The sequence below is a fragment of the Oceanithermus desulfurans genome, assembly GCF_014201675.1.
GTDB classification, from domain to species: domain Bacteria; phylum Deinococcota; class Deinococci; order Deinococcales; family Marinithermaceae; genus Oceanithermus; species Oceanithermus desulfurans.
This window is the reverse complement of sequence record NZ_JACHEZ010000007.1, coordinates 107,665-126,269: the sequence shown is the minus strand read 5'-3', so window position 1 is coordinate 126,269 and position 18,605 is coordinate 107,665. Positions and strand designations below refer to the sequence as shown.

15 protein-coding genes and 2 tRNA genes are annotated in these 18,605 nt (G+C 69.1%); 12 read left to right on the top strand and 5 right to left on the bottom strand.

The features are described 5' to 3' along the window. Positions 1–3: 3 nt before the first annotated feature. Genes fabZ through HNQ05_RS09675 form a run of 4 tightly spaced genes read left to right on the top strand, consistent with a single transcriptional unit; the run spans position 4 to position 3,859 of the window. Positions 4–420: a 3-hydroxyacyl-ACP dehydratase FabZ gene (gene fabZ, locus HNQ05_RS09690; protein WP_147147421.1), complete on the top strand. Its 417-nt coding sequence runs from the start codon at positions 4–6 to the stop codon at positions 418–420. Then, entirely contained in the window at positions 421–1,554 is a 1,134-nt protein-coding gene (locus HNQ05_RS09685) for an LptF/LptG family permease (protein ID WP_147147423.1), read from the top strand. Next, positions 1,551–2,648 (top strand): MGDG synthase family glycosyltransferase, encoded by a 1,098-nt coding sequence (locus HNQ05_RS09680; RefSeq protein ID WP_183677783.1) that lies wholly within the window; start codon positions 1,551–1,553, stop codon positions 2,646–2,648. Before HNQ05_RS09685 ends, HNQ05_RS09680 begins: the two co-directional genes overlap by 4 nt. Then, positions 2,645–3,859, top strand: a complete 1,215-nt coding sequence (locus HNQ05_RS09675) for a polysaccharide deacetylase family protein (RefSeq protein WP_147147427.1) — start codon at positions 2,645–2,647, stop codon at positions 3,857–3,859. Before HNQ05_RS09680 ends, HNQ05_RS09675 begins: the two co-directional genes overlap by 4 nt. Here HNQ05_RS09675 and HNQ05_RS12360 read toward each other — a convergent pair. Further along, positions 3,794–4,957, bottom strand: coding sequence for an O-antigen ligase family protein (locus HNQ05_RS12360; protein ID WP_147147428.1), 1,164 nt, complete (start codon positions 4,955–4,957; stop codon positions 3,794–3,796). The two genes, HNQ05_RS09675 and HNQ05_RS12360, sit on opposite strands and share 66 nt — an antisense overlap. Positions 4,958–4,970: 13 nt before the next feature. After that, positions 4,971–5,837, bottom strand: a complete 867-nt coding sequence (locus tag HNQ05_RS09665) for a KaiC domain-containing protein (RefSeq protein ID WP_147147430.1) — start codon at positions 5,835–5,837, stop codon at positions 4,971–4,973. A 57-nt stretch (positions 5,838–5,894) separates the two neighbouring features. Between HNQ05_RS09665 and HNQ05_RS09660 the strand changes: the two genes are divergently transcribed. Both HNQ05_RS09660 and HNQ05_RS09655 read left to right on the top strand, forming a co-directional pair. Further along, positions 5,895–6,614 (top strand): class I SAM-dependent DNA methyltransferase, encoded by a 720-nt coding sequence (locus HNQ05_RS09660; RefSeq protein WP_147147432.1) that lies wholly within the window; start codon positions 5,895–5,897, stop codon positions 6,612–6,614. Between the two features lie 4 nt (positions 6,615–6,618). Continuing rightward, positions 6,619–7,284 (top strand): S4 domain-containing protein, encoded by a 666-nt coding sequence (locus HNQ05_RS09655; protein WP_147147434.1) that lies wholly within the window; start codon positions 6,619–6,621, stop codon positions 7,282–7,284. A 50-nt stretch (positions 7,285–7,334) separates the two neighbouring features. On the opposite strand, the gene HNQ05_RS09650 is transcribed toward HNQ05_RS09655, so the two are convergent. Together HNQ05_RS09650 and HNQ05_RS09645 are read right to left on the bottom strand one after the other, a co-directional pair. Further along, positions 7,335–7,426: transfer RNA gene (locus HNQ05_RS09650), tRNA-Ser, on the bottom strand. Between the two features lie 11 nt (positions 7,427–7,437). Continuing rightward, positions 7,438–7,527, bottom strand: a tRNA-Ser gene (locus HNQ05_RS09645). Positions 7,528–7,652: 125 nt separating this feature from the next. Here HNQ05_RS09645 and HNQ05_RS09640 point away from each other — a divergent pair. From HNQ05_RS09640 to HNQ05_RS09630, 3 genes are read left to right on the top strand one after another with little or no spacing between them, the layout of a single operon-like run. Next, positions 7,653–8,462 carry a BtpA/SgcQ family protein gene (locus HNQ05_RS09640; protein WP_147147436.1) on the top strand — a complete coding sequence of 270 codons (810 nt, stop codon included), beginning with the start codon at positions 7,653–7,655 and terminating at the stop codon, positions 8,460–8,462. Then, positions 8,459–9,931 carry an FGGY-family carbohydrate kinase gene (locus tag HNQ05_RS09635; protein ID WP_147147438.1) on the top strand — a complete coding sequence of 491 codons (1,473 nt, stop codon included), beginning with the start codon at positions 8,459–8,461 and terminating at the stop codon, positions 9,929–9,931. Before HNQ05_RS09640 ends, HNQ05_RS09635 begins: the two co-directional genes overlap by 4 nt. Further along, positions 9,924–10,718, top strand: coding sequence for an SDR family NAD(P)-dependent oxidoreductase (locus tag HNQ05_RS09630; protein ID WP_147147440.1), 795 nt, complete (start codon positions 9,924–9,926; stop codon positions 10,716–10,718). The genes HNQ05_RS09635 and HNQ05_RS09630 overlap by 8 nt, the downstream gene beginning before the upstream one ends. 4 nt (positions 10,719–10,722) lie before the next feature. Here HNQ05_RS09630 and HNQ05_RS09625 read toward each other — a convergent pair whose 3' ends face one another. Beyond that, positions 10,723–10,845 carry a hypothetical protein gene (locus HNQ05_RS09625; RefSeq protein WP_260147970.1) on the bottom strand — a complete coding sequence of 41 codons (123 nt, stop codon included), beginning with the start codon at positions 10,843–10,845 and terminating at the stop codon, positions 10,723–10,725. A gap of 78 nt (positions 10,846–10,923) precedes the next feature. On the opposite strand from HNQ05_RS09625, the gene HNQ05_RS09620 reads away from it, so the two are divergent. Genes HNQ05_RS09620 through darT form a run of 3 tightly spaced genes read left to right on the top strand, consistent with a single transcriptional unit; the run spans position 10,924 to position 18,594 of the window. After that, entirely contained in the window at positions 10,924–13,665 is a 2,742-nt protein-coding gene (locus HNQ05_RS09620) for a helicase-related protein (protein WP_147147442.1), read from the top strand. Then, positions 13,662–17,963 carry an Eco57I restriction-modification methylase domain-containing protein gene (locus tag HNQ05_RS09615; protein WP_147147444.1) on the top strand — a complete coding sequence of 1,434 codons (4,302 nt, stop codon included), beginning with the start codon at positions 13,662–13,664 and terminating at the stop codon, positions 17,961–17,963. The genes HNQ05_RS09620 and HNQ05_RS09615 overlap by 4 nt, the downstream gene beginning before the upstream one ends. After that, complete coding sequence (gene darT / locus HNQ05_RS09610) at positions 17,947–18,594, top strand: type II toxin-antitoxin system toxin DNA ADP-ribosyl transferase DarT (RefSeq protein WP_147147581.1); 648 nt, start codon at positions 17,947–17,949, stop codon at positions 18,592–18,594. Before HNQ05_RS09615 ends, darT begins: the two co-directional genes overlap by 17 nt. Positions 18,595–18,605: the final 11 nt, after the last annotated feature.

Sequence of the window (18,605 nt, the reverse complement as noted above, 5' to 3'; positions counted from 1 at the left end):
GCCGTGCACGAGATCCTCGAGTTGCTGCCCCACCGCTACCCCTTCTTGCTCATCGACCGCATCCTGGAGGCCGACCCCGAGCGCTTCAAGGTGCTCAAGAACGTCACCTTCAACGAACCCTTCTTTCCCGGCCACTTCCCCGACCACCCGGTCATGCCCGGCGTCCTCATCGTCGAGGCCATGGCCCAGGCGAGCGTGGCCAGCCTGGCCACCCGCCCCGACTTCGCGGCCGGTCAGATCGCCTACCTGGCCGGCGTGGACGACGCGCGCTTCCTCAAGCCCGTCACCCCCGGGGACACCCTGATCCTCGAGGGCACGCTGCGCTACCGCCGCGGCCTCGGCAAGTCGGAGGTGAGCGCCCGGGTCGCGGGCGAAGAGGTGGCGCGCGCCAAGCTGACCTTCGTCGTGCGGAGCCGCTAGATGTTCACGATCCTCGACCGCTACATCCTGCGGGAGGTGGTGCCGGTCCTGTTGGTCTCGGCTCTGCTCTACGTGGCGGTCTTCCTGTTCGGCTTCTTCTACGTGGGCAGCCGCTGGCTCGACGGCACGCCGCTGCTCAAGGTGCTGACCTGGCTGGGTTACCACGTGCCCGGGGTGCTCGTGCAGGTGCTGCCCATGGCCGTCGTCTCGGCCGTGGTCATCCCCTTCGGACGCATGGCCACCGAAGGGGCCGTCCTGGCCACCCAGGCGGGCGGGGTCTCGCTGGTGCGGCTTTTGCGGCCGGTGCTGCTCGTGGGCTTCCTGCTCGCGGGCTTCTCGCTCTACCTCTCGGAGAGCGTGGTGCCCGAGAGCAACGCCCGGGTGCGCGGCTACTGGTACGACGAGCTCACCACCCCGGGTCACGGCCTGATCCGCCTGCGCGGCAAGACCGTGCCCCTGGGGAACGGCGTCGAGCTCTTCTTTTCCGGGTACGACTGGGCCCACCGGGCGATGAAGGACGTGCGCCTGCAGCTGTGGAAGGGCCGCCAGGTCACGGTGATCTTCGCCGACCGCGGCGTCTATCAGGGGCGCGACCTGAAGCTCACCGGCTACCGCATCTACACCGTGGACTACGCGGCCATCGACGGCCTCCTAAGCGCCGACGACGCCCAGCTGCCCGCCCGGCTGCAGCAGGTCTTCAAGAACGTCAGCGTGCCGCGCAACGAGGAGGCCAGCACCACGATCAAGGTCGGCCTCAGCCGCGACGAGGCGCTGGCCAACTTCGCCGACCCGCTCGCGGCCGACACCCTGAGCCTGAGCGAGGCCTGGCGGCGCTACACCGACCCCGACCTCGCCCCCAAGGACCGCACCGACGCCGGGCTCGCCTTCCACTCGAAGCTGGCGCTGCCGCTGGCCAACGTCGTGCTCGTGCTCATCTCGCTCCCCTTCGCCGTCTACTACGGGCGCAGCCCCGGCCTCTCGATGGGAATGAGCGTGATGATCGCGGTGGGCTACTACCTGGTCTTCCTGCTCGCCCGCTCGATGGGGGGGTTGGGGATGCTGCCGCCGGCGCTCGCGGCCTGGCTGGCCAACCTGCTCTTCGCCTTCGTGGGCTGGAGGTTGATCCGCCGGTGAAGGTGGTGCTGCTCTCGGCCTCGTTCGGGGGCGGCCACCGCCAGGCGGCGCGGGCGCTGCGCCAGGCGCTCGAGGACGCGGGGGGCTGCGACTGCGTCGAGGCCGACTACCTGCGCTTCATCCCCGCCTGGGAACGCGAGCCGGTGACGCTTACCTACGCCTTCTGGCTGCGCTACTGGCCCGCGGCCTACCGCTGGTTCTACCACTGGTCCAACCGCCCCAGCGAACCCAAGCTGATCGCGGAGACCTTCAGCAAGGCCGGCCTCGCCGGGGTGATCCGTTTCCTGGGACGCACCCGCCCCGACGCCGTGGTGGCCTCCTACGCCACCGTGGCCGCGGTGGCGCACCGCGCCCGCCGCACCTCGGGGCAGGCCTTCCTGAACACCCTCGTCGTCACCGACTTTCGCGCCCACCGCCACTGGGCGCGGCCCGAGGCCGACCTGATCTTCGCGGCCTTCCCCGAAACCGCCGAGGACCTGGTGCGCCACGGCGTGGACCCGGAGCGTGTGCGGGTCACGGGCATCCCCATCCTGCCCGCCTTCGCCGCACTGCCCGGCCGCGCCGCCCTGCGCGAGCGGCTGGGCTTCGACGAACGGCCGGTCGTGCTGCTCACCAGCGGTGGCGCCGGCGCCTACCGCAGCTACGAGCGGGTGCTGCGCACCCTGCTGAGCCTCGACCTGCCCATGCAGCTCGTCACCTTCAACCCCCACCACAACGGCACCCGCGAGGAGGAGCGCGGGTCGATGCGCTGGATCCGCACCGGCCTGCGCGACGACTTTCCCGAGTGGATGGGCGCCGCCGACTGGGTCGTGGGCAAGGCGGGGGGCCTGACCGCGTCGGAGGCGCTGGCGCTGGGGGTGCCGATGATCGTCTTCGACCCCATCCCCGGCCAGGAAGAGGGCAACGCCCAGTTCCTCGAGGAGCGGGGCGCCGCCGTCTGGATCCGCCGGGGCCGCGAGCTGCGGTCGCGGCTCGCGCGCCTCATCCCCGACGAGGCGCGGCGCCGTGAGATGGCCGCGGCGGCGCACGCTTTGGGGCGGCCCGACGCCGCCCGGGCGATCGCGCACACGCTGCTGCAGGCGGAGGAGCGGTGAACGTCTGGACCGGACTCCTGGGCGCGGCCGGGTTCTACTGGGGGCTGCCTTACCTGGTCTGGCAACGCTGGGGGCTGGGGGTGGTGCAGCGGGGGCTGGGCAGCGCCCGGGCCGAGCTGGGCCTCACCTTCGACGACGGCCCCGACCCCGGGACGACGCCCCGGGTGCTCGACGCCCTGGCCGAAGCCGGCGTACGGGCGACCTTCTTCGTGCTCGCCGAGCGGGCCGAGGCCCACCCCGGGCTGGTGGCGCGGCTGCTCGACGAGGGGCACGAGCTGGCCCTGCACGGCTGGCGGCACCGCCACGGCTGGCTGCGCACCCCCGGGGAGGCCTACGCCGACGTGGTGCGGGGGGTGCGGACGCTCGAGCGCCTGACCGGACGGCGGCCGCGCTTCTTCCGCCCGCCCCACGGCGCCTGGACCTGGGCGCAGATGGCCGCGGTGCGGCGGCTGGGGCTTACGCCGGTGCAGTGGACGCTCGAGGCCCACGACTGGCACCCCGGCCACGACGCCGGGGCGGTGGTTCACCGCGTGGCCGAGGGGGCGCTGCCCGGCGACATCGTGGTGATGCACGACGCCGGCCCCGGGGGGCGCACCGCGGCGGAGGCGCTGCCCGAGCTGCTGACGCAGCTGCGGGCGCGGGGCTTCCAGCCGCGGCCACTGGAGGCGCTGCGGGGGCTGCGCCGCGGGGGGCTGCGCGACCTGCCGCGGCAGGCCTGGGCGGCGACGGTGGACCGCTTCTTCGACCGGCTCTACCGTGTCGAGGAGCTGAACTACGGCGCCCACAGCGTCTTCCGGGTGGCCAAGGGGCCCTTCCCCGGACCGGCGCTCGAGCTCGCGGACGGCGGGCGCATCGAGGCCGGCGCCCCCGCCGCCGAGCTGCACCTGCACTCGGAACGCATGGCCCGCGCCGGCGAGGCCGGCTCGCTGACCGCCTTTCGCTTTTTCAAGAAGTCGGTGCCCGACCTGGCGCGCGCGTTGCGCGAGCGGCCGCACCTGAGCGACGTGGAGGTCTTCTGGGGGGTCTCGCTCTTCCACGAGGTGCTGGGTCCCGTCGGCTTTCGTTCGCTCGAGCTGCCGCCGGCGCGGCGGCGCTTCCTCGGCGCCTATATGCACTTCCTGCACCGGTTGTACGGGGGGACGCCGCTAAAGCGGGTCTGGCCGACGCTCGTCTACATCGACCGCGCCACCCTGCTCGAGCGCTACGGCTAACCCCGAGCGCGCCAGCGCCATCCCTCCGGCGACCCAGAACACCTCGGCCAGGTGCAGGCTGGGCACGGCCATGGGGTTGTCGACCAGGCTCATCACCAGGTAGCCGAAGAAGATGGCCACCAAGAGGGGCTCGCGCGAACGCACCGCGGCGTAGCCCAGCAGCGCCAGAAGGGACAGGAAGCCCAGCGTGCCCACCACGCCGGTCTCGCCCAGGGCGTGCAGCAGCAGGTTGTGGGCGATCAGCCAGGCGCCGTAGAAGGGCTCGAGCCAGCCGGGGCAGCCCAGGCCCAGGTAGCGGGCCCCGACCCAGAGGTTGCAGCCCTGCTTGTACAGGTACCCGAGCCATGGGCCAAGTTGATATGGTCCCACCCCTCCCCAGGGGTAGCTACGGATCGCTTCGAGCGCGCCTTCCCAAACCCTGTCCCGTCCGGAAAGGTTTAGCGAAAGCAACCTTGCCAAAGAAGAAACGTGTTGGCCTAGACTGCCAATAACATACACAGCAGTCGCCAGCGCCCCAGCAGTCGCCGCACCCCAGGCAAACCTACCCGACTTGACCACCGCGCCGATCACGACCCCCACCACCAGCACGGCCATCGCCCCCCGGCTCCCCGAGAACGCCAGGGCCAACAGGGCCAGCAACCCCACCCCCAGGCGCCAGACCGCCGGCCCGCGCCAGTCGAGCGCCAGCAGCACCCCCAGCGCCCCGGCCAGCCCGATCGAGACCGTGGTGTAGTAGGGGTGGACGAGCCGGCGCGCCAGAAACTGCGCGCCGAAGGCGTCGTAGCTCGTCCAGAAGGCGAGCAGGTAGACGACGGCGAGACCCGCGAGCAGGTAGTGCAGCCAGCGCGGGTCGGCGAGCCGCACCCCCGCGAGCACGAGCGCCAGCACGAACAACCCCCGCAAAAGCGCCAGCGGCACCGAGACCAGGGGTTCGGGCGTGAGCAGGGCGGCCGCGAGCTGGGTGCCCAGGTAGAAGAGCGCCACCCCGCGCGCCAGCGGACCCAGCGCCCTCCAGTATCGAAGCGCGGCGAAGGCGGCCAGGTAGAGCGGCGGGAAGACGGGAACGAGGGCGATCAGCCAAGCGAGACGGGAGCGCACGGCGCCATTCTACTCAGGCCCCGGATGAGGAGGCGCCGATCGGCGGGCCCACCCGCAACAGCCCCTCGGGCAGCAGCTCGAGGTGGTGGGTCTTGGTGTCGTGGCCGCTGAGGCGGCAGCCGTCGATGCGCAGGAAGCGCACGACCTCGCCCAGCGGCACGCCCCAGAGGTGGCTCTGCGCCTGGGTCATCACCAGCCGCTTGGCGAGGACGATGGTGGCGTCGAGGATGTGGCTCACCGCGTAGCCGCCGGCGGCCTCGGCGGAGAGCTCCTCGTGGCTCGAGCGCTTCTGCGAGGTGAAGACCGCGGTCACCTGCTTCTCCTTGGCGTAGAGGTAGACCTTGCGCACGATCAGCCGCGCCGTCATCTCGCGCGCCTCGTAGAGGCCGGTGAGCGAGTCCACCACCAGGTGCCGCGCCCCGGTGGCCTCGAAGGCGGCGTCGAGGGTGGCGAAGAGGGTAGGCAGGTCCTCGCGCAGCACCCCGTGGCTGGCGGCGTCGACCAGGGTCACCCCCTCGAGCACGCCGCGCGCGAGCCCCATGGCCAGCCGCCGCTGCTCGAGCCCGGCGTCCACGAAGGGGGCGGGCGTCTCCACGGTCACGAAGACCACCCCCTCGCCGCGCGCCGCCTGGGCCAGGGCGTACTGCTCGGCGAAGAGGCTCTTGCCGGTGTCCGAGGTGCCCGTCACGTGCACCGCCGCCAGCCGCGGCAGCCCCCCGAGCGGCCGCACCACCGGCTTGCCGCGTTCCTGCACCACCGTGTAGAAGAGCTCGTCGAGCCCCTCCACGCCGCTGGGCACCCCCTCGACCTCGGGAATTTTCTGCGCCAGGTCGGCCGCTGCGAGGATGCTCTCGAGCACCGGTTTGGGCGAACCGATCACGCGCCTCACCTCCTTTCCGGCCTTTCCCCCTCCAGGATAGCGCGGTAGGCTGGGCGGGTGAGCTACGACGAATTGGCCGACCTCTACGCCCTCCAGTACGAAAACTACGCCGACGACCTGGACTTCTACGCCCGCCTCGCAGAGCGCCACGGGGGGCCGGTGCTCGAGCTGGGCGCGGGGCAGGGGCGGGTGGCCGCCCACCTGGCGCGGCGCGGGGTCGAGGTCTGGGCGCTCGAGCCCAGCGCCGCCATGCGCGCCCGCGGCGAAGCGGCCACCCGGGGGCTGGCGATGCGCTGGATCGCGGGCGACATGCGCGACTTCGAACTGGGCCGCCGCTTCCCGCTCGTCATCGCCCCCTTCAATGCCCTTATGCACCTCTACACCCTGGCCGACCAGAACGCCGCGCTGGCGGGCGTGGCCCGCCACCTGGAGGCGGGCGGGGTCTTCGCCTTCGACCTCTACAACCCCCTCTTGATCCGGGCCGACGGGGCGCTGCGGCTCGAGGGGCGCTACGGCGCCGCCGAGGTCTACTACCGACAGGAACACCGGCCGGAGGCCCAGCGCCTGCTGACCCACTACGTCCTGGACGAGACGGGGCCGGACGGCGCCCTGCGCCGCCGCCACCACACCCTCGATCAGCGCTACTTCACCCGCTACGAAGTCGAGCGCTGGCTCGCGGCCGCGGGCCTTTCCGGCCGCCTCACGGGCGGCTTTCGGGGCGAGCCCTACGAAGCCCGCCGGCCCATCATGGTCTGGACCGCCCGGCGGGTAAGCTAGGGGCGTGAACCTCGACGACCTGGTCAAGAAGGCCCGCGGCGGGCGGGTGGTGGCGAGCGGCTTTCTGGACCCCGAGGCCCAGGAGGCGCTGCGCACCCTGGCCGCGCACGAGGGGCTCGGCCTCGCCTGGTTCGGCGGTCTGCCCGCCGCCGAGCGGCGGCTGGGGGTGCTGCACCCGCCGGAGGTGCCCGAGGTCAGCGACCCCACCTGGGTGGGCTGGCTGGCCGCCGAGGACCCCGAGCGGGCCGCCGCCCGGCTGCGCCGAACGCTGGACGCAGGCGAGCTGGGCGACGTGCGCCCGACGCCCCAGGGCGTCCTCTTCGCGACCACCCGCGCCGCGAAGGCGCGCCTGGCCGCGGCCGGCCTCGCCGCCGCGGAGCCGCCCGAAGAACGCCGCCCCCGGGAGCGCCGCAAGACCCGCACCCTGGTCGTCCCCTCGCTGCGGGTGGACGTGGTGGGGGCGAAGGGGCTGGGCGTCAGCCGCAGCTACTTCGCCAAGGGGGTCAAGGCGGGCAAGGTACGGCTGCGCGGCCGCGTCGCCGGAGCCGGGGACGAGGTGCGCGAGGGCGACACCCTGATCGCCGAGGGGCTGGGGCAGGTCACGCTGGTGCGCGTCGTCGGCCGCACCACCCGCGGCAACTACAAGGTCGAGCTCACCGCCGAAAAATAGCCCGGCCGCGCCGGACCGAAGCAAAGCCCCCGCGATTCGCGGGGGCGGTCTGGCGGAGAGGGCGGGATTCGAACCCGCGGTACCCCGGTAGGGGTACAACACCTTAGCAGGGTGCCGCCTTCAACCACTCGGCCACCTCTCCACGCTGCGTTTTGGCGGAGGGTGAGGGATTCGAACCCCCGGTGGGCCGAAGCCCACAGCGGTTTTCAAGACCGCCGCCTTCAACCGCTCGGCCAACCCTCCCTGGCCGCATAGTTTATCTTGAGCCTCCCCGGGGGGTTTGTCAAGAAACCTTGCCCTCAGCGCAGCGAAACGCCTCCTTACAATACGGACAGACCAAGCAGGAAGGGGCGAAGAACATGACCTCGATGGAGCGCTACGAAACCCTTTTCAAGACGCAGAAGCCGGTCGTCGCGATGGTCCACCTCCGGGCCCTCCCGGGCACCCCGCTCTACGACGCCGGGGGCGGCATGGAAGCCGTCGTCGAAGCCGCGCGGGCGGACCTCGCGGCCCTTCTGGCCGCGGGCGTGGACGCGGTGATGTTCGGCAACGAGAACGACCGCCCCTACGAGCTCGAGGTCGACCCCGCCTCGGCCGCGGCGATGGCCTACGCGATCGGCCGGCTCAAGGACGAGCTCCGCGTCCCCTTCGGGGTCGACGTCCTCTGGGACCCGATGCGGACGATGGCCGTCGCGGCGGCGACCGGGGCGGCGTTCGCGCGGGAGATCTTCACCGGGCTCTACGGCTCGGACATGGGGCTCTGGCAGGGTCGCGCCGCCGAGGCGCTCCGCTACCGCCGGCGGCTGGGTCGCGACGACCTCTTCTTGCTCTACAACGTCTCCGCCGAGTTCGCCGCGCCGCTCGACGCCCGCAGCCTGCCCGACCGAGCGAGGAGCGCGGTGTTCTCAAGCCTCGCCGACGCCGTCCTCGTCTCCGGCCCGATGACCGGGGAGCCCGCGCCGCTCGAGCACCTCGAGGCGGTGAAGGCGGCGCTCCCCGACGTCCCGGTCCTGGCGAACACCGGGGTCAACCACGAGAACGTCGCCGAGGTGCTCGGGATCGCCGACGGCTGCATCGTGGGCACCGCGCTGAAAGAGGACGGCCAGACCTTCAACCCCGTCGACCCCGAGCGGGCTGGAGCCTTCATGGCGCGGGTGCGGGAGGTGCGGGGTTCGTGAGCGTAGTCGGGATCGACGTCGGCACCACCGCGGTCAAGGCCCTCCTCCTCGACGAGGAGGCCCGGGTCGTCGCCGAGGCGAGCCACCCCCACGACCTGAAGAGCCCGCGGCCGGGCTGGGCCGAGGAGGACCCCGCAGACTGGTGGAAGGGCGTCCAGGCCGCGCTCGGCGCCCTGGCCGGGCAGGCCCCGCTCGCCGACGTAGGGATGGCCGCGGTCTCGGGGATGGTCCCGGCGCTCGTTCTGCTGGACGAGGCGGGGCGGGTGCTCCGGCCCTCGATCCAGCAAAACGACGCGCGCCACACCGAGGAGATCGCCTGGTTCCGGGAACGCTTCCCCGAGGATTGGCTCTTCGGTCACGCCGGCGCGACCTGGAACCAGCAGGTCATTCCCCCGAAGCTGCTCTGGATCCAGCGCCACGAACCCGAGGCCTTCGCCCGCATCCGCCGGATCGCGGGCTCCTACGAGTACGTCACCGGGCGGCTCGGCGGCCCGGAGTACCTCGAGGCCAACTGGGCGCTGGAGAGCGGGCTTTGGAGCGAGCGGGAGCGGCGCTGGCTGGTCGAGCTGCTCGACGCGCTCGAGCTCGACCCCGGCGTGCTCCGCCCCGTGCGCTTCCCGGGTGAGGTCGTGGGCGAGGTGGCCTCGTCCGAGGTCCCCCTGCCCCTGGGCACGCCGCTCGCCGCCGGCAGCGCCGACCACATCGCCGCCGCGCTCGCCGCCGGGCTCCTCGCGGAGGGGGAAGCCGTCCTCAAGTTCGGCGGCGCCGGCGACTTCCTCTACGTCTCGAGCGCCTTCGCCCCCTTAAAAGAACTTTTCATCGACCACCACGACGTCCCCGGTCGCTACGTGATCAACGGCTGCATGGCGACCTCGGGCTCGCTCGTCAAGTGGTTCCGTGACCGCTTCGCCCCCGGCACAACCTACGCCGAGCTCGACACCGAGGCCGAGCGCGTCCCCGCCGGGAGCGAGGGCGTGGTGCTCCTGCCCTACTTCCTGGGGGAGAAGACACCGATCCACGACCCCAAGGCGCGGGGCACGGTCCTCGGGCTCACGCTGTCCCACGGCCCCGCCCATCTCTACCGGGCGATCCTCGAGGGCGTCGCCTACGCCTTCCGCCACCACGTCGAGGTGCTCGAGGCCCACGGCCACGCCATCGAGCGGTTCTACGTCATGGACGGGGGCGCCAGGAGCCCGCTCTGGCGCAAGATCACCGCGAGCGTCCTCGGCCGTCCCGTCGTCCACCTCGCCAGCGGCCACGCGGGCAGCGCCTTCGGCACCGCGTTCCTCGCGGGGGTGAACGCCGGGTTCTGGTCTTTTGAACGTATTAAGGCGCTGGCCACCCCAGCGGGCACGACCGAGCCCGATCCCGCCTGGGCCCGGGTCTACGACGCCCTCTACGGGGTCTACCGCGAGACCTACGAACGGCTCAAAGTCCTCTACCCGAGGTTGGAGGTGCACGATGCTTAAGGGAAAAGTGGCCGTGGTCACGGGTGCGGGGAGCGGCATCGGCCGCGCCATCGCGAAGCGGCTGGCCCGCGAGGGCGCCAAGGTCTGGGTGAGCGACCTGAGGCCCGAGGCCGCCGAGGCCGCCGTCGAGTCCATCCGCGCGGCGGGGGGCGAGGCGGCGGCCTTCGCCGCCGACGTCACCCAGCGGGGCGACCTCGAGGCCCTCGCCGACGCGATCTACGCCGAGGCCGGCCGGGCCGACGTCGTGGTGGCGAACGCCGGGGTGAGCACGATGCGCCCCTTCCTCGAGCTCACCGACGAGGACTGGGACTTCAACTTCCACGTCAACGCCAAGGGCACCTTCTACACCCTGCAGACCTTCGCCCGCCGCATGAAGGACCAGCCCCCGGTGGCGGGGAGCGAGCTACGGGGCAAGCTGATCGCGATCGCCAGCATGGCCGCGCGGCAGGCGGCCCCGCTCCTCGCCCATTACTCGGCCTCGAAGTTCGCCGTCCTCGGCCTGGTGCAGGCCGCGGCAAAGGAACTCGCGCCCCATAAGCTCACCGTGAACGCGGTCAACCCCGGCTTCGTCAAGACCTCGATGCAGGAACGCGAGGTCCAGTGGGAAGCCGAGCTGAGGGGAATCACCCCCGAGGAGGTGACCCAGGACTACCTCCGGCAGACGCCGCTGGGCCGGCTCGAGCGACCTGAAGACGTCGCCGGGGTCGTGGCCTTCCTGGCCGGTCCCGACGCCGACTTCATCACCGGCGAGGCCATCGAGGTGAACGGCGGGGCCTGGATCTTCTAGGGTCTCAGGCCAGGTCGTCGAGCAGCTCGCGCACCGGCTTCTTGCGGCAGGTGAACATCGGGGTGTCGCGCAGGGTGTAGAGGCTGGCCTCGGAGATGGATGGCCGGTCCGGTCGATAGACCCTCAAAGTATGACCAGTCAACCCCTCCCCTCGCACTCGACGGAACGACCCTCAAAGCGGCCAACCGACTTATAACATGAGCGTATGCAAGAAGATTTGGCCGCCATGATGTACAAACCGGGCGCGGTCATCAGGGCCAGAGGTCGTCTCTGGCGCGTGCTGGAGGAGCCCGACGACCCGTTCCTCAGCGTCGAAAGCCTCGACGGCGCGCACCACACCCTGCTTTACCTGCCCCGCGAGCACGGCGCCGTTCGTCACGAATCCTCCCCCGAGCCCCGGCCGGTTCTTCCACGCGACCCCGAGCAGCACCGCCTCTACCTCGAAGTCGAACACCTCCGCACCCTCCAGGCCGACGCACCCTTCCTCGCCCTCCAGCGCTCCCGGGTGGTGCCCCACGGTTACCAACTCGTTCCCCTGCTGATGGCGCTGGAATCGCCGGCGCGGGTCCGCCTGCTGATCGCCGACGACGTGGGCCTGGGCAAGACCATCGAGGCCGGTCTGATCGTCAAAGAGCTGTTGCTGCGGGGCTTCGCCCACCGCGTGCTGGTGCTCACCCCTGCCCACCTCAAAGAAGACTGGGCCGAGGCCTTCAGCCGCTTCTTCCACCTCCGCTTCAATGTTTTCGGGTCGCAGCTCCTCCGCGAACTGCCACCGGGCAAGAACCCCTGGCAGATCCACGAACGCTTGATCGCCGGAATCGATCTTGCCAAACGCCCCGAGCACCGCGACCAGGTGCTGGCCCAGCCCTGGGACCTGGTCGTCGTCGACGAGGCCCACCTGGCCAGCCGCGTGCAGGGTCGCAACGAACGCCACCGCCTCGTTCGCGGTCTGGCCGAGCGCACGGGCCACCTGCTGCTGGTTACCGCCACCCCCCACAGCGGCCATCCCGAGTCGTTCGTCAGCCTGATCCGACACCTCGACCCCGACGGGCAGCTGGGTCTGATGGCTGGCGAAGCCGTTAACCGCGCCCGTGCCCGGCGGCACGTGGTGCAGCGGACCCGCGACGACGTGCTCAAGTGGTACGGCGCCGAAGGCAAGAGATCGCCCTTTCCCGAGCGCGACCCCCAACCTGTTCCGGTCGAGCCCAGCAAGAACGAAGCTCAGCTCTTTGCGCTGCTCTCCGAGTACGCCGGCCTGCTCATGGGCAACAACCCCAACGCCCCCGCCCAGTGGCTGGCCATGCATTTCATGCGCCGGGCGGCGTCTTCGCCCCTCGCCCTTTACCAAAGCCTTTCGAACCGCATCGAACGACTGACCGCCCTCAGCCAAGAACCTGCCGAGTCCGACGCGACCGAGCCCGACCTGGGGCCACTCGTCGACCGCCCCGACGAACGCGGCGGCGAAGAAGGCGCCGACCGCGCGTACGACGTAGCCTGGATCGAGCAGGTTCGCATCAAGACCGAGCTCGGCTACCTAACCGGGTTGCAGGAAGCCCTGAGGGCTCGCGCACGGCGCCCCGACAGCAAGTTCAAGCGCCTCGCCGAGCTGCTGAACGATGAGCTGGCTGGCAAGAAGACCATCGTTTTCACCCGCTACCGCGACACCCTCGAATACCTCGGCAGCCTGCTCCCAAGGCGTCTGGAAGGCCTTCCGGTCTTCACCCTCCACGGTGGCCACACCGAGGCCGAGCGCGACGACGTGCTCGACAGCTTCGCCCGCGCCGAGCGGGGGGTGCTGGTGGCCACCGACGTCATCAGCGAGGGCCTTAACCTCCAGTACCACGCCTCTCAGGTGGTGCACTACGAACTGCCCTGGAACCCCAACCGCCTCGAACAGCGCAACGGCCGCGTGGACCGCTTCGGCCAGCCCGAGCCCGTAGTGCGCGTGCGGATGCTTTTTTACGAACGTTCGCTCGACGCCCTCATCTTTCGCCGCTTGATCGACAAGGCCCTGCGCATCAAGGATCAGTTTGGCGTCGTGCCCAACTACTTCGGTGATGAAGAATACGTCAAGGGCGTGGTCCAGAGCATCTTCCAGAAGGAAGGTTTCCTGCCGCACAGCCAGCAAGCGGGCCTGTTCGAGCAGGAAGAGGCCGACGACGCCGAGCTTGCCCGCCGCGCCCGGCAGGAAGGCTTTTACGGACACAACGAGTTTCAGTTGCCCGACGTGGAACGGGCCCTGCACCAAACCTACGGACACCTGACCACGCCCGAACGCCTCAACGGCTTCTTCGCCCGCGCCGCCGCACAGTGGGGTTGGGGCTTCAAATCCGCGGGCGCCAAACTAACCGTTGTTCAGCGCGGCAGGCCGCTGGCCGGTTTCGACCCCCCGGTGGGTCAGGCCGTCAGTTTCGACCCCTGGCTTCCCGAGAGCGACCTGCTCAAGCTCGACCTGGCCCATCCGGCCGTCGAGGAACTGATGGAGCGCCTGCGGGCCCGGGCCTGGTCCGATCGGGCCCCCGCCCGCACCGGGCTTTTCCTGGCCGACGTGGCCGGGCCCGTCTTCCTCTACCTCTTCCGCGCCCGCTTCCGCGGGCCTCACGAATTGGCCGAGACCCTCTACTACGAGGCTCGTACGCCCGCCGGCGAAGAGCTGGATGGTGGGCGGACCGAGCAGCTGCTCGCCGCCCTCCTGGCCGGCGAACTCGTACAGCCGGACGGGAATCACGAACATCTCCTTCACCAGGCCGTTCAGCTGGCGCCGAGCGGAGAGGCGGGACGCAGGCGCGCCCTGGACAGGCTGCTCGCCGAGCGCAGCAAGCTAACCGAAAAACTGAGTCGGGTCTACGGACCGGGGGTCGCCTTCGTGCAGGAGCTGACCATGCTCGAACCTCTGGGCAGTCCCGAGTGGCTGGCCTTGACCGTCTTCGTGGGAGGTAGGTCGTGAGCCTCAACTTCTTTCGTGTCCAGGGTGGCCTGCTGACCGACGAGTTCCTGCAAGAGCTGGCCGGACCCTCCCGGCGCGACAAGCCCTACGGTTACGAAACCTTTGGCCACAAAAGCGAAGACGCCTTCCTCGCCCGCGTGGCCGGTATCTTCGACGGGCTGCGCGCGCGTTACCGGAGCGTGGCGAACGAGCTCAAACAGGGCCGGCTCGAAAACGGCGAGCTGCGCCGGCGCTGGCTGCTGCCCCTCTTTCAGGCCCTGGACTTCGAGCCCGCCTACCAGCAGCGCCACCTCCGCCTGGGCGAGCGCGGCTTTCCCATCAGCCACCTTGGCTGGCCCGGCCCCGAAGGCCCGCCGCCGCTGCACCTGGTCGGCGCCCCGCCGGACCTCAAACCCCCCAAACGCGGCGCCAAGAGCGCGCACGACCTGTTGCAAAACTACCTCAACCACCCCGAGAGCCCGAACTGGGGCGTCGTCAGCGACGGCCGGGTGCTGCGGCTTCTGGGGCAGAACTTCCACCCCCGCCCGGCGTTCGTGGAGGTTGACCTCATCGGCCTCTTCGATGCGGGGCGCGAACCGGCGCTCGCCGAGTTTAGGGCCCTTTACCGCCTCTTTCACCGCAGCCGTTTTTACGACCCCCTCAACGCATACTTCGAGCTGGCCCGCAAAATTGGCACCCGCGACGCCGAAGCCCTGCGCAGCGGCGCCCGCAAGGCCATAGAAGAACTGGGTAACGCCTTTTTGAACGACGACCTCAAAGCCCTGCTGCGCTCTCCCAAAGAGCTGGAGACCTACTACCAGGAGCTGCTCAGCTTGGTCTACCGTCTGGTGTTCCTGCTCTACGCCGAGTCCCGCGGCCTTATTCCCAACCGCGCGGCTCCATTTGCCGAGCGCTTTCGGGAGGGCCTTTCGGTACTGGCCCTGCGCGAGCTCTCCGAGGACGACGACGCCCTGGAAGACCGCGCCGCCGACCTGTTCGAGCGGCTGCTGCTCGTCTTCGAGTTGGTCAGAGAGGGGGACCCGCGGCTGGGCATCCCCACTTTGGGCGGCGAGCTCTTCGACGTCGACCGTCTGGCCATGCTCACCGGCGGCCAGCGCGATCCCGCCAGCCGCGCCGCCTTGTGGAGCCGGCTGCCGCACCCGAGCAACGGCCGCCTGCTCAGGGCCCTGCGCCACCTGACCCACGCCGAGCGCATGCGCATCAACTACCGCGACCTGGGCGTGGAAGAACTGGGCTACATCTACGAGGGCCTTCTCGGCCTGGTGCCCCGCTTCGACGGCGAGCGCTTTTATCTGACCGACGACCCCAGCGGACGCAAAGCCTCGGGCAGTTACTACACCCCCAAGCAACTCGTGGGCGCGGTCATCGAAGAAAGCCTGTCGCCGCTCATTGAAGAACGCCTGGCCTGCAAGGAGACCTCCGAAGATAAGGAGGCGGCGTTGCTCTCCATCCGGGTGCTCGACCCGGCCATGGGTTCGGGCGCCTTCCTTACCGGAGCTCTGGAGCGGCTTTCCGAGGCGTTGGCCGAGGTTTGGGTCGAGTCGGGCCGCTACCAGGGCTTGGCCGAGGCCCTGCCCGAAGCGCGCCACCGCGTGGCCGAACGCTGCCTCTACGGCGTCGACCTCAACCCCATGGCGGTGGAGCTGGCCAAGCTTTCCATCTGGATCGCCGCGGCCAGCAGCGACCGCCCGCTTTCGTTCCTCGACCACCACCTCAAGGTGGGCAACTCCCTGGTGGGTGCCCCGCCGAACTTCTACGCCCTCGGCATCCCCAAGAGCGCCTACGCGGGGCGAAAGTTCAAGGACCCCGAGGCCGGCTTCAAGGAGCGCCCCGCCATTCCCCGGGAAGCGCTAAAGGGCCTCAAGCTCCTCACCGGCCAGGGGCTCGAGCGCTGGCGTCGCGAGCACGCCCAAAACGGGGCCCTCTTCGACTTCGCGGCCCACCTCCCCGAGCTCCCCGAGGCGCAGACGACGGCCGCCGACGTCGAGGCCGCCCACAGGGCCTACAATGCCTGGCAAGAAAGCGACGCGGTTAGGAAGTGGCGCGCGATCGCCGACTACTGGACCGCCGCCTGGTTCGCCGAACCCGCCCCCGCCTTCCGCCTCCCCGACCACGAGGGCCTGGCCTGGCTCGTCTCCCAGGCGCCGAGGTCGAGCCTCGCCCAGCTCGAAAACAGCACCTACATGAACCCCCAGACCCGCGCCCAGATCGACGTCCTCGCCCACCGCCACCGCTTCTTCCACTGGTGGCTCGAGTTCCCCGAGGTCTTCTTGGGCCCGGACGGGCGGCTCAAGATGGACGCCGGCTTCGACGCCGTGCTCGGCAACCCGCCCTGGGAGCAATTGGAATTCGACGATCGAGCTTATTTTGAAAACGTAAGGCCAGACATCGCGCAAGCCCCAACAATGGCCGCGCGAAAACGGCTGATTGCGCAGTTGGCGCAGGAAGATCCTGCTCTCTATTTCGAATATTTGCGCGATACAATTGAGTTTGCCGCCACTAAAAACTTCATTCATACATCCGAACGTTTCCCTTTATCGTCCTATGGACGGCTAAACTTAGCACCGCTTTTTGCTGAGCTTGCCAGGGCAATACTTGGGCACAAGAGCAGCTCGGGGATGCTCGTACCTACGGGCATTGCGACGGATTCTTTCAATCAGTATTTCTTTAACGAAGTAGTCGATCGAGGCGAGCTCGCGGCACTTTTGGACTTTGAGAACCGGGAAAAGCTCTTTCCCGCGATCGACAGTCGCATCAAGTTCTCGATCTTCTCCCTCAAAGGGCCCGGCGACCCGGCCCGGCCCGCAAGGCTCCTCTTCTTCGCCACCCGCGTTGAGCACCTCGCCGACGAGCGTCGCGCCTTCACCCTCGCCCCCGAGGAGTTCGCCCTCTTGAACCCCAACACCAAAACCTGCCCCACCTTCCGCACCCGGGCCGACGCCGAGCTCACCAAGGCCATCTACCGCCGCGTCCCCGTCCTCCTCCGCGAGGCGCGGGAGGAAGCCTACGCGCCCCCCGGCCAGCTCCTCATGGAGGACCTGCCGCTCGCGCCCAAGACGCGCCATGTCCCCGAGGAGAACCCCTGGGGCGTGCGCTTTCGCCTCATGTTCATGATGAATACCGATTCGGTACTCTTCAAAACATACAAGGAACTTACCGACCAGGGCTTCACCCTCCGGGGCAACCGCTTCGAGAAGGACGGCGAGGTCTACCTGCCGCTCTACGAGGCGAAGATGATCTGGCAGTTCGACCACCTCTTCGCCACCTACGACCCCGGGGCCAGCAAGACCCGCGACACCACCCCCGAGGAACACGCCGACCCCGCCTACCAGCCCCAGCCCCGCTACTGGGTGCCTAAGGCCGAGGTCGAGGCCCGCTTGGAACAGCGCGACCGCGAGGGACAGCTTCGCTGGCGCTGGGAGCGGGGGTGGTTCCTGGGCTTCCGGGACATCACAAACTCTACCAACGAGCGCACCGCGATCTTCTCGCTGGTGCCGAGGGTGGGGGTAGGACACACAGCTCCCTTATTGCTATCCGAGGCTACTACATACATGCAGTTACTACTATTGGCTGACTTTGATTCGTTGGTCTTAGATTATGTGGCTCGCCAAAAAGTAGGTGGGACACATCTAACGTTCAATTACCTTCAGCAATTCCCCATCCTCCCCCCGACCGCCTACACCCCCGAAGACCTCCGCTTCCTCGTCCCCCGCGTCCTGGAGCTCGTCTACACCGCCTGGGACCTCGCGCCCTTCGCACAGGACCTCTGGGAAGAGCTCGCGGACCCGAGCGCCGTTCCGCCGGACCTAGCTGAGGACATCCGGAGGGAGATCAGTCGCCGCTTCGCCGAGCACCACGGCGTGGGCCTGGAGGAGGCGGGCCGCGATCCCCGCTTCGCCCCGCCCGGCTGGTTTGCGGGCCGGGCCCCCTTCCCGCCCTTCGGCTGGAACGAGGACCGCCGCGCCCTCGTCCGCGCCGAGCTCGACGCCTACTACGCGAGGCTCTACGGCCTAAACCGCAAGCAGCTCCGCTACATCCTAGACCCCAAAGACCTCACCGAGCGCGAGCTCGAAACCTTGGTGCAAAACGACTGGGAAGAGGTCCAAGACCCCCTCGACCCCGCCGCCTACAAGGCCCGTACCCAGCAAAGCGATTTCCCCTCCGAAACCTTTTCCGCCCTCAAGCGCAAGGAACTCCGCGAGTACGGCGAATACCGCACCCGCCGCCTCGTCCTCGAAGCCTGGGAGCGGTTGTTTGGGGGGGTGAACCGGTGTGAGCCCGATGCCCCAGAACCCTAAGATTTACCACATTACTCACGTAGACAACCTTGAAGGCATTCTCAGGCGTGGGGGCTTGATATCGGACGCGCTGATGATCCAGAAAGGAGGGCCTCCGCAAGCCGTCGGCATGTCAAAGATCAAGCGTCGCCGCTTGGAAGAAATCGAGGTGGCGTGCTACCCGGGCACCAAAGTTGGTGAGTACGTGCCATTTTATTACTGCCCCCGTTCAATCATGCTCTATATTCTGTATAAAGGGGGTCACCCGGATATCGATTTCACCGAGGGGCAGGAGCCGATTATTCATTTGGAAGCTGACCTGTATAGAGCGATTGAATGGGCCGAACGCAAAGGCGCCAAGTGGGCCCTCTCTTTCGGCAACGCTGGGGCTTATGCGGTTGAGTTTGGGTGCAACCCAGGTGACTTTAAACGACTCGACTGGGATGCCATTGCCGCCACAGATTTTCGGGGTGTAGACGTGAAGGAGCGCAAGCAGGCCGAGTTCCTGGTTTATGAGTTCTTTCCGTTCGAATTGATTCGTCGAATAGGTGTATACAGCGAAGAGATTCGACGTAAAGTTGTCCAAACCCTCCTTCAGCACGGGCAGGCTATCTGCCTCGATGTTCGGGTCATGAAGGGGTGGTACTATTAGTACTACTGTGC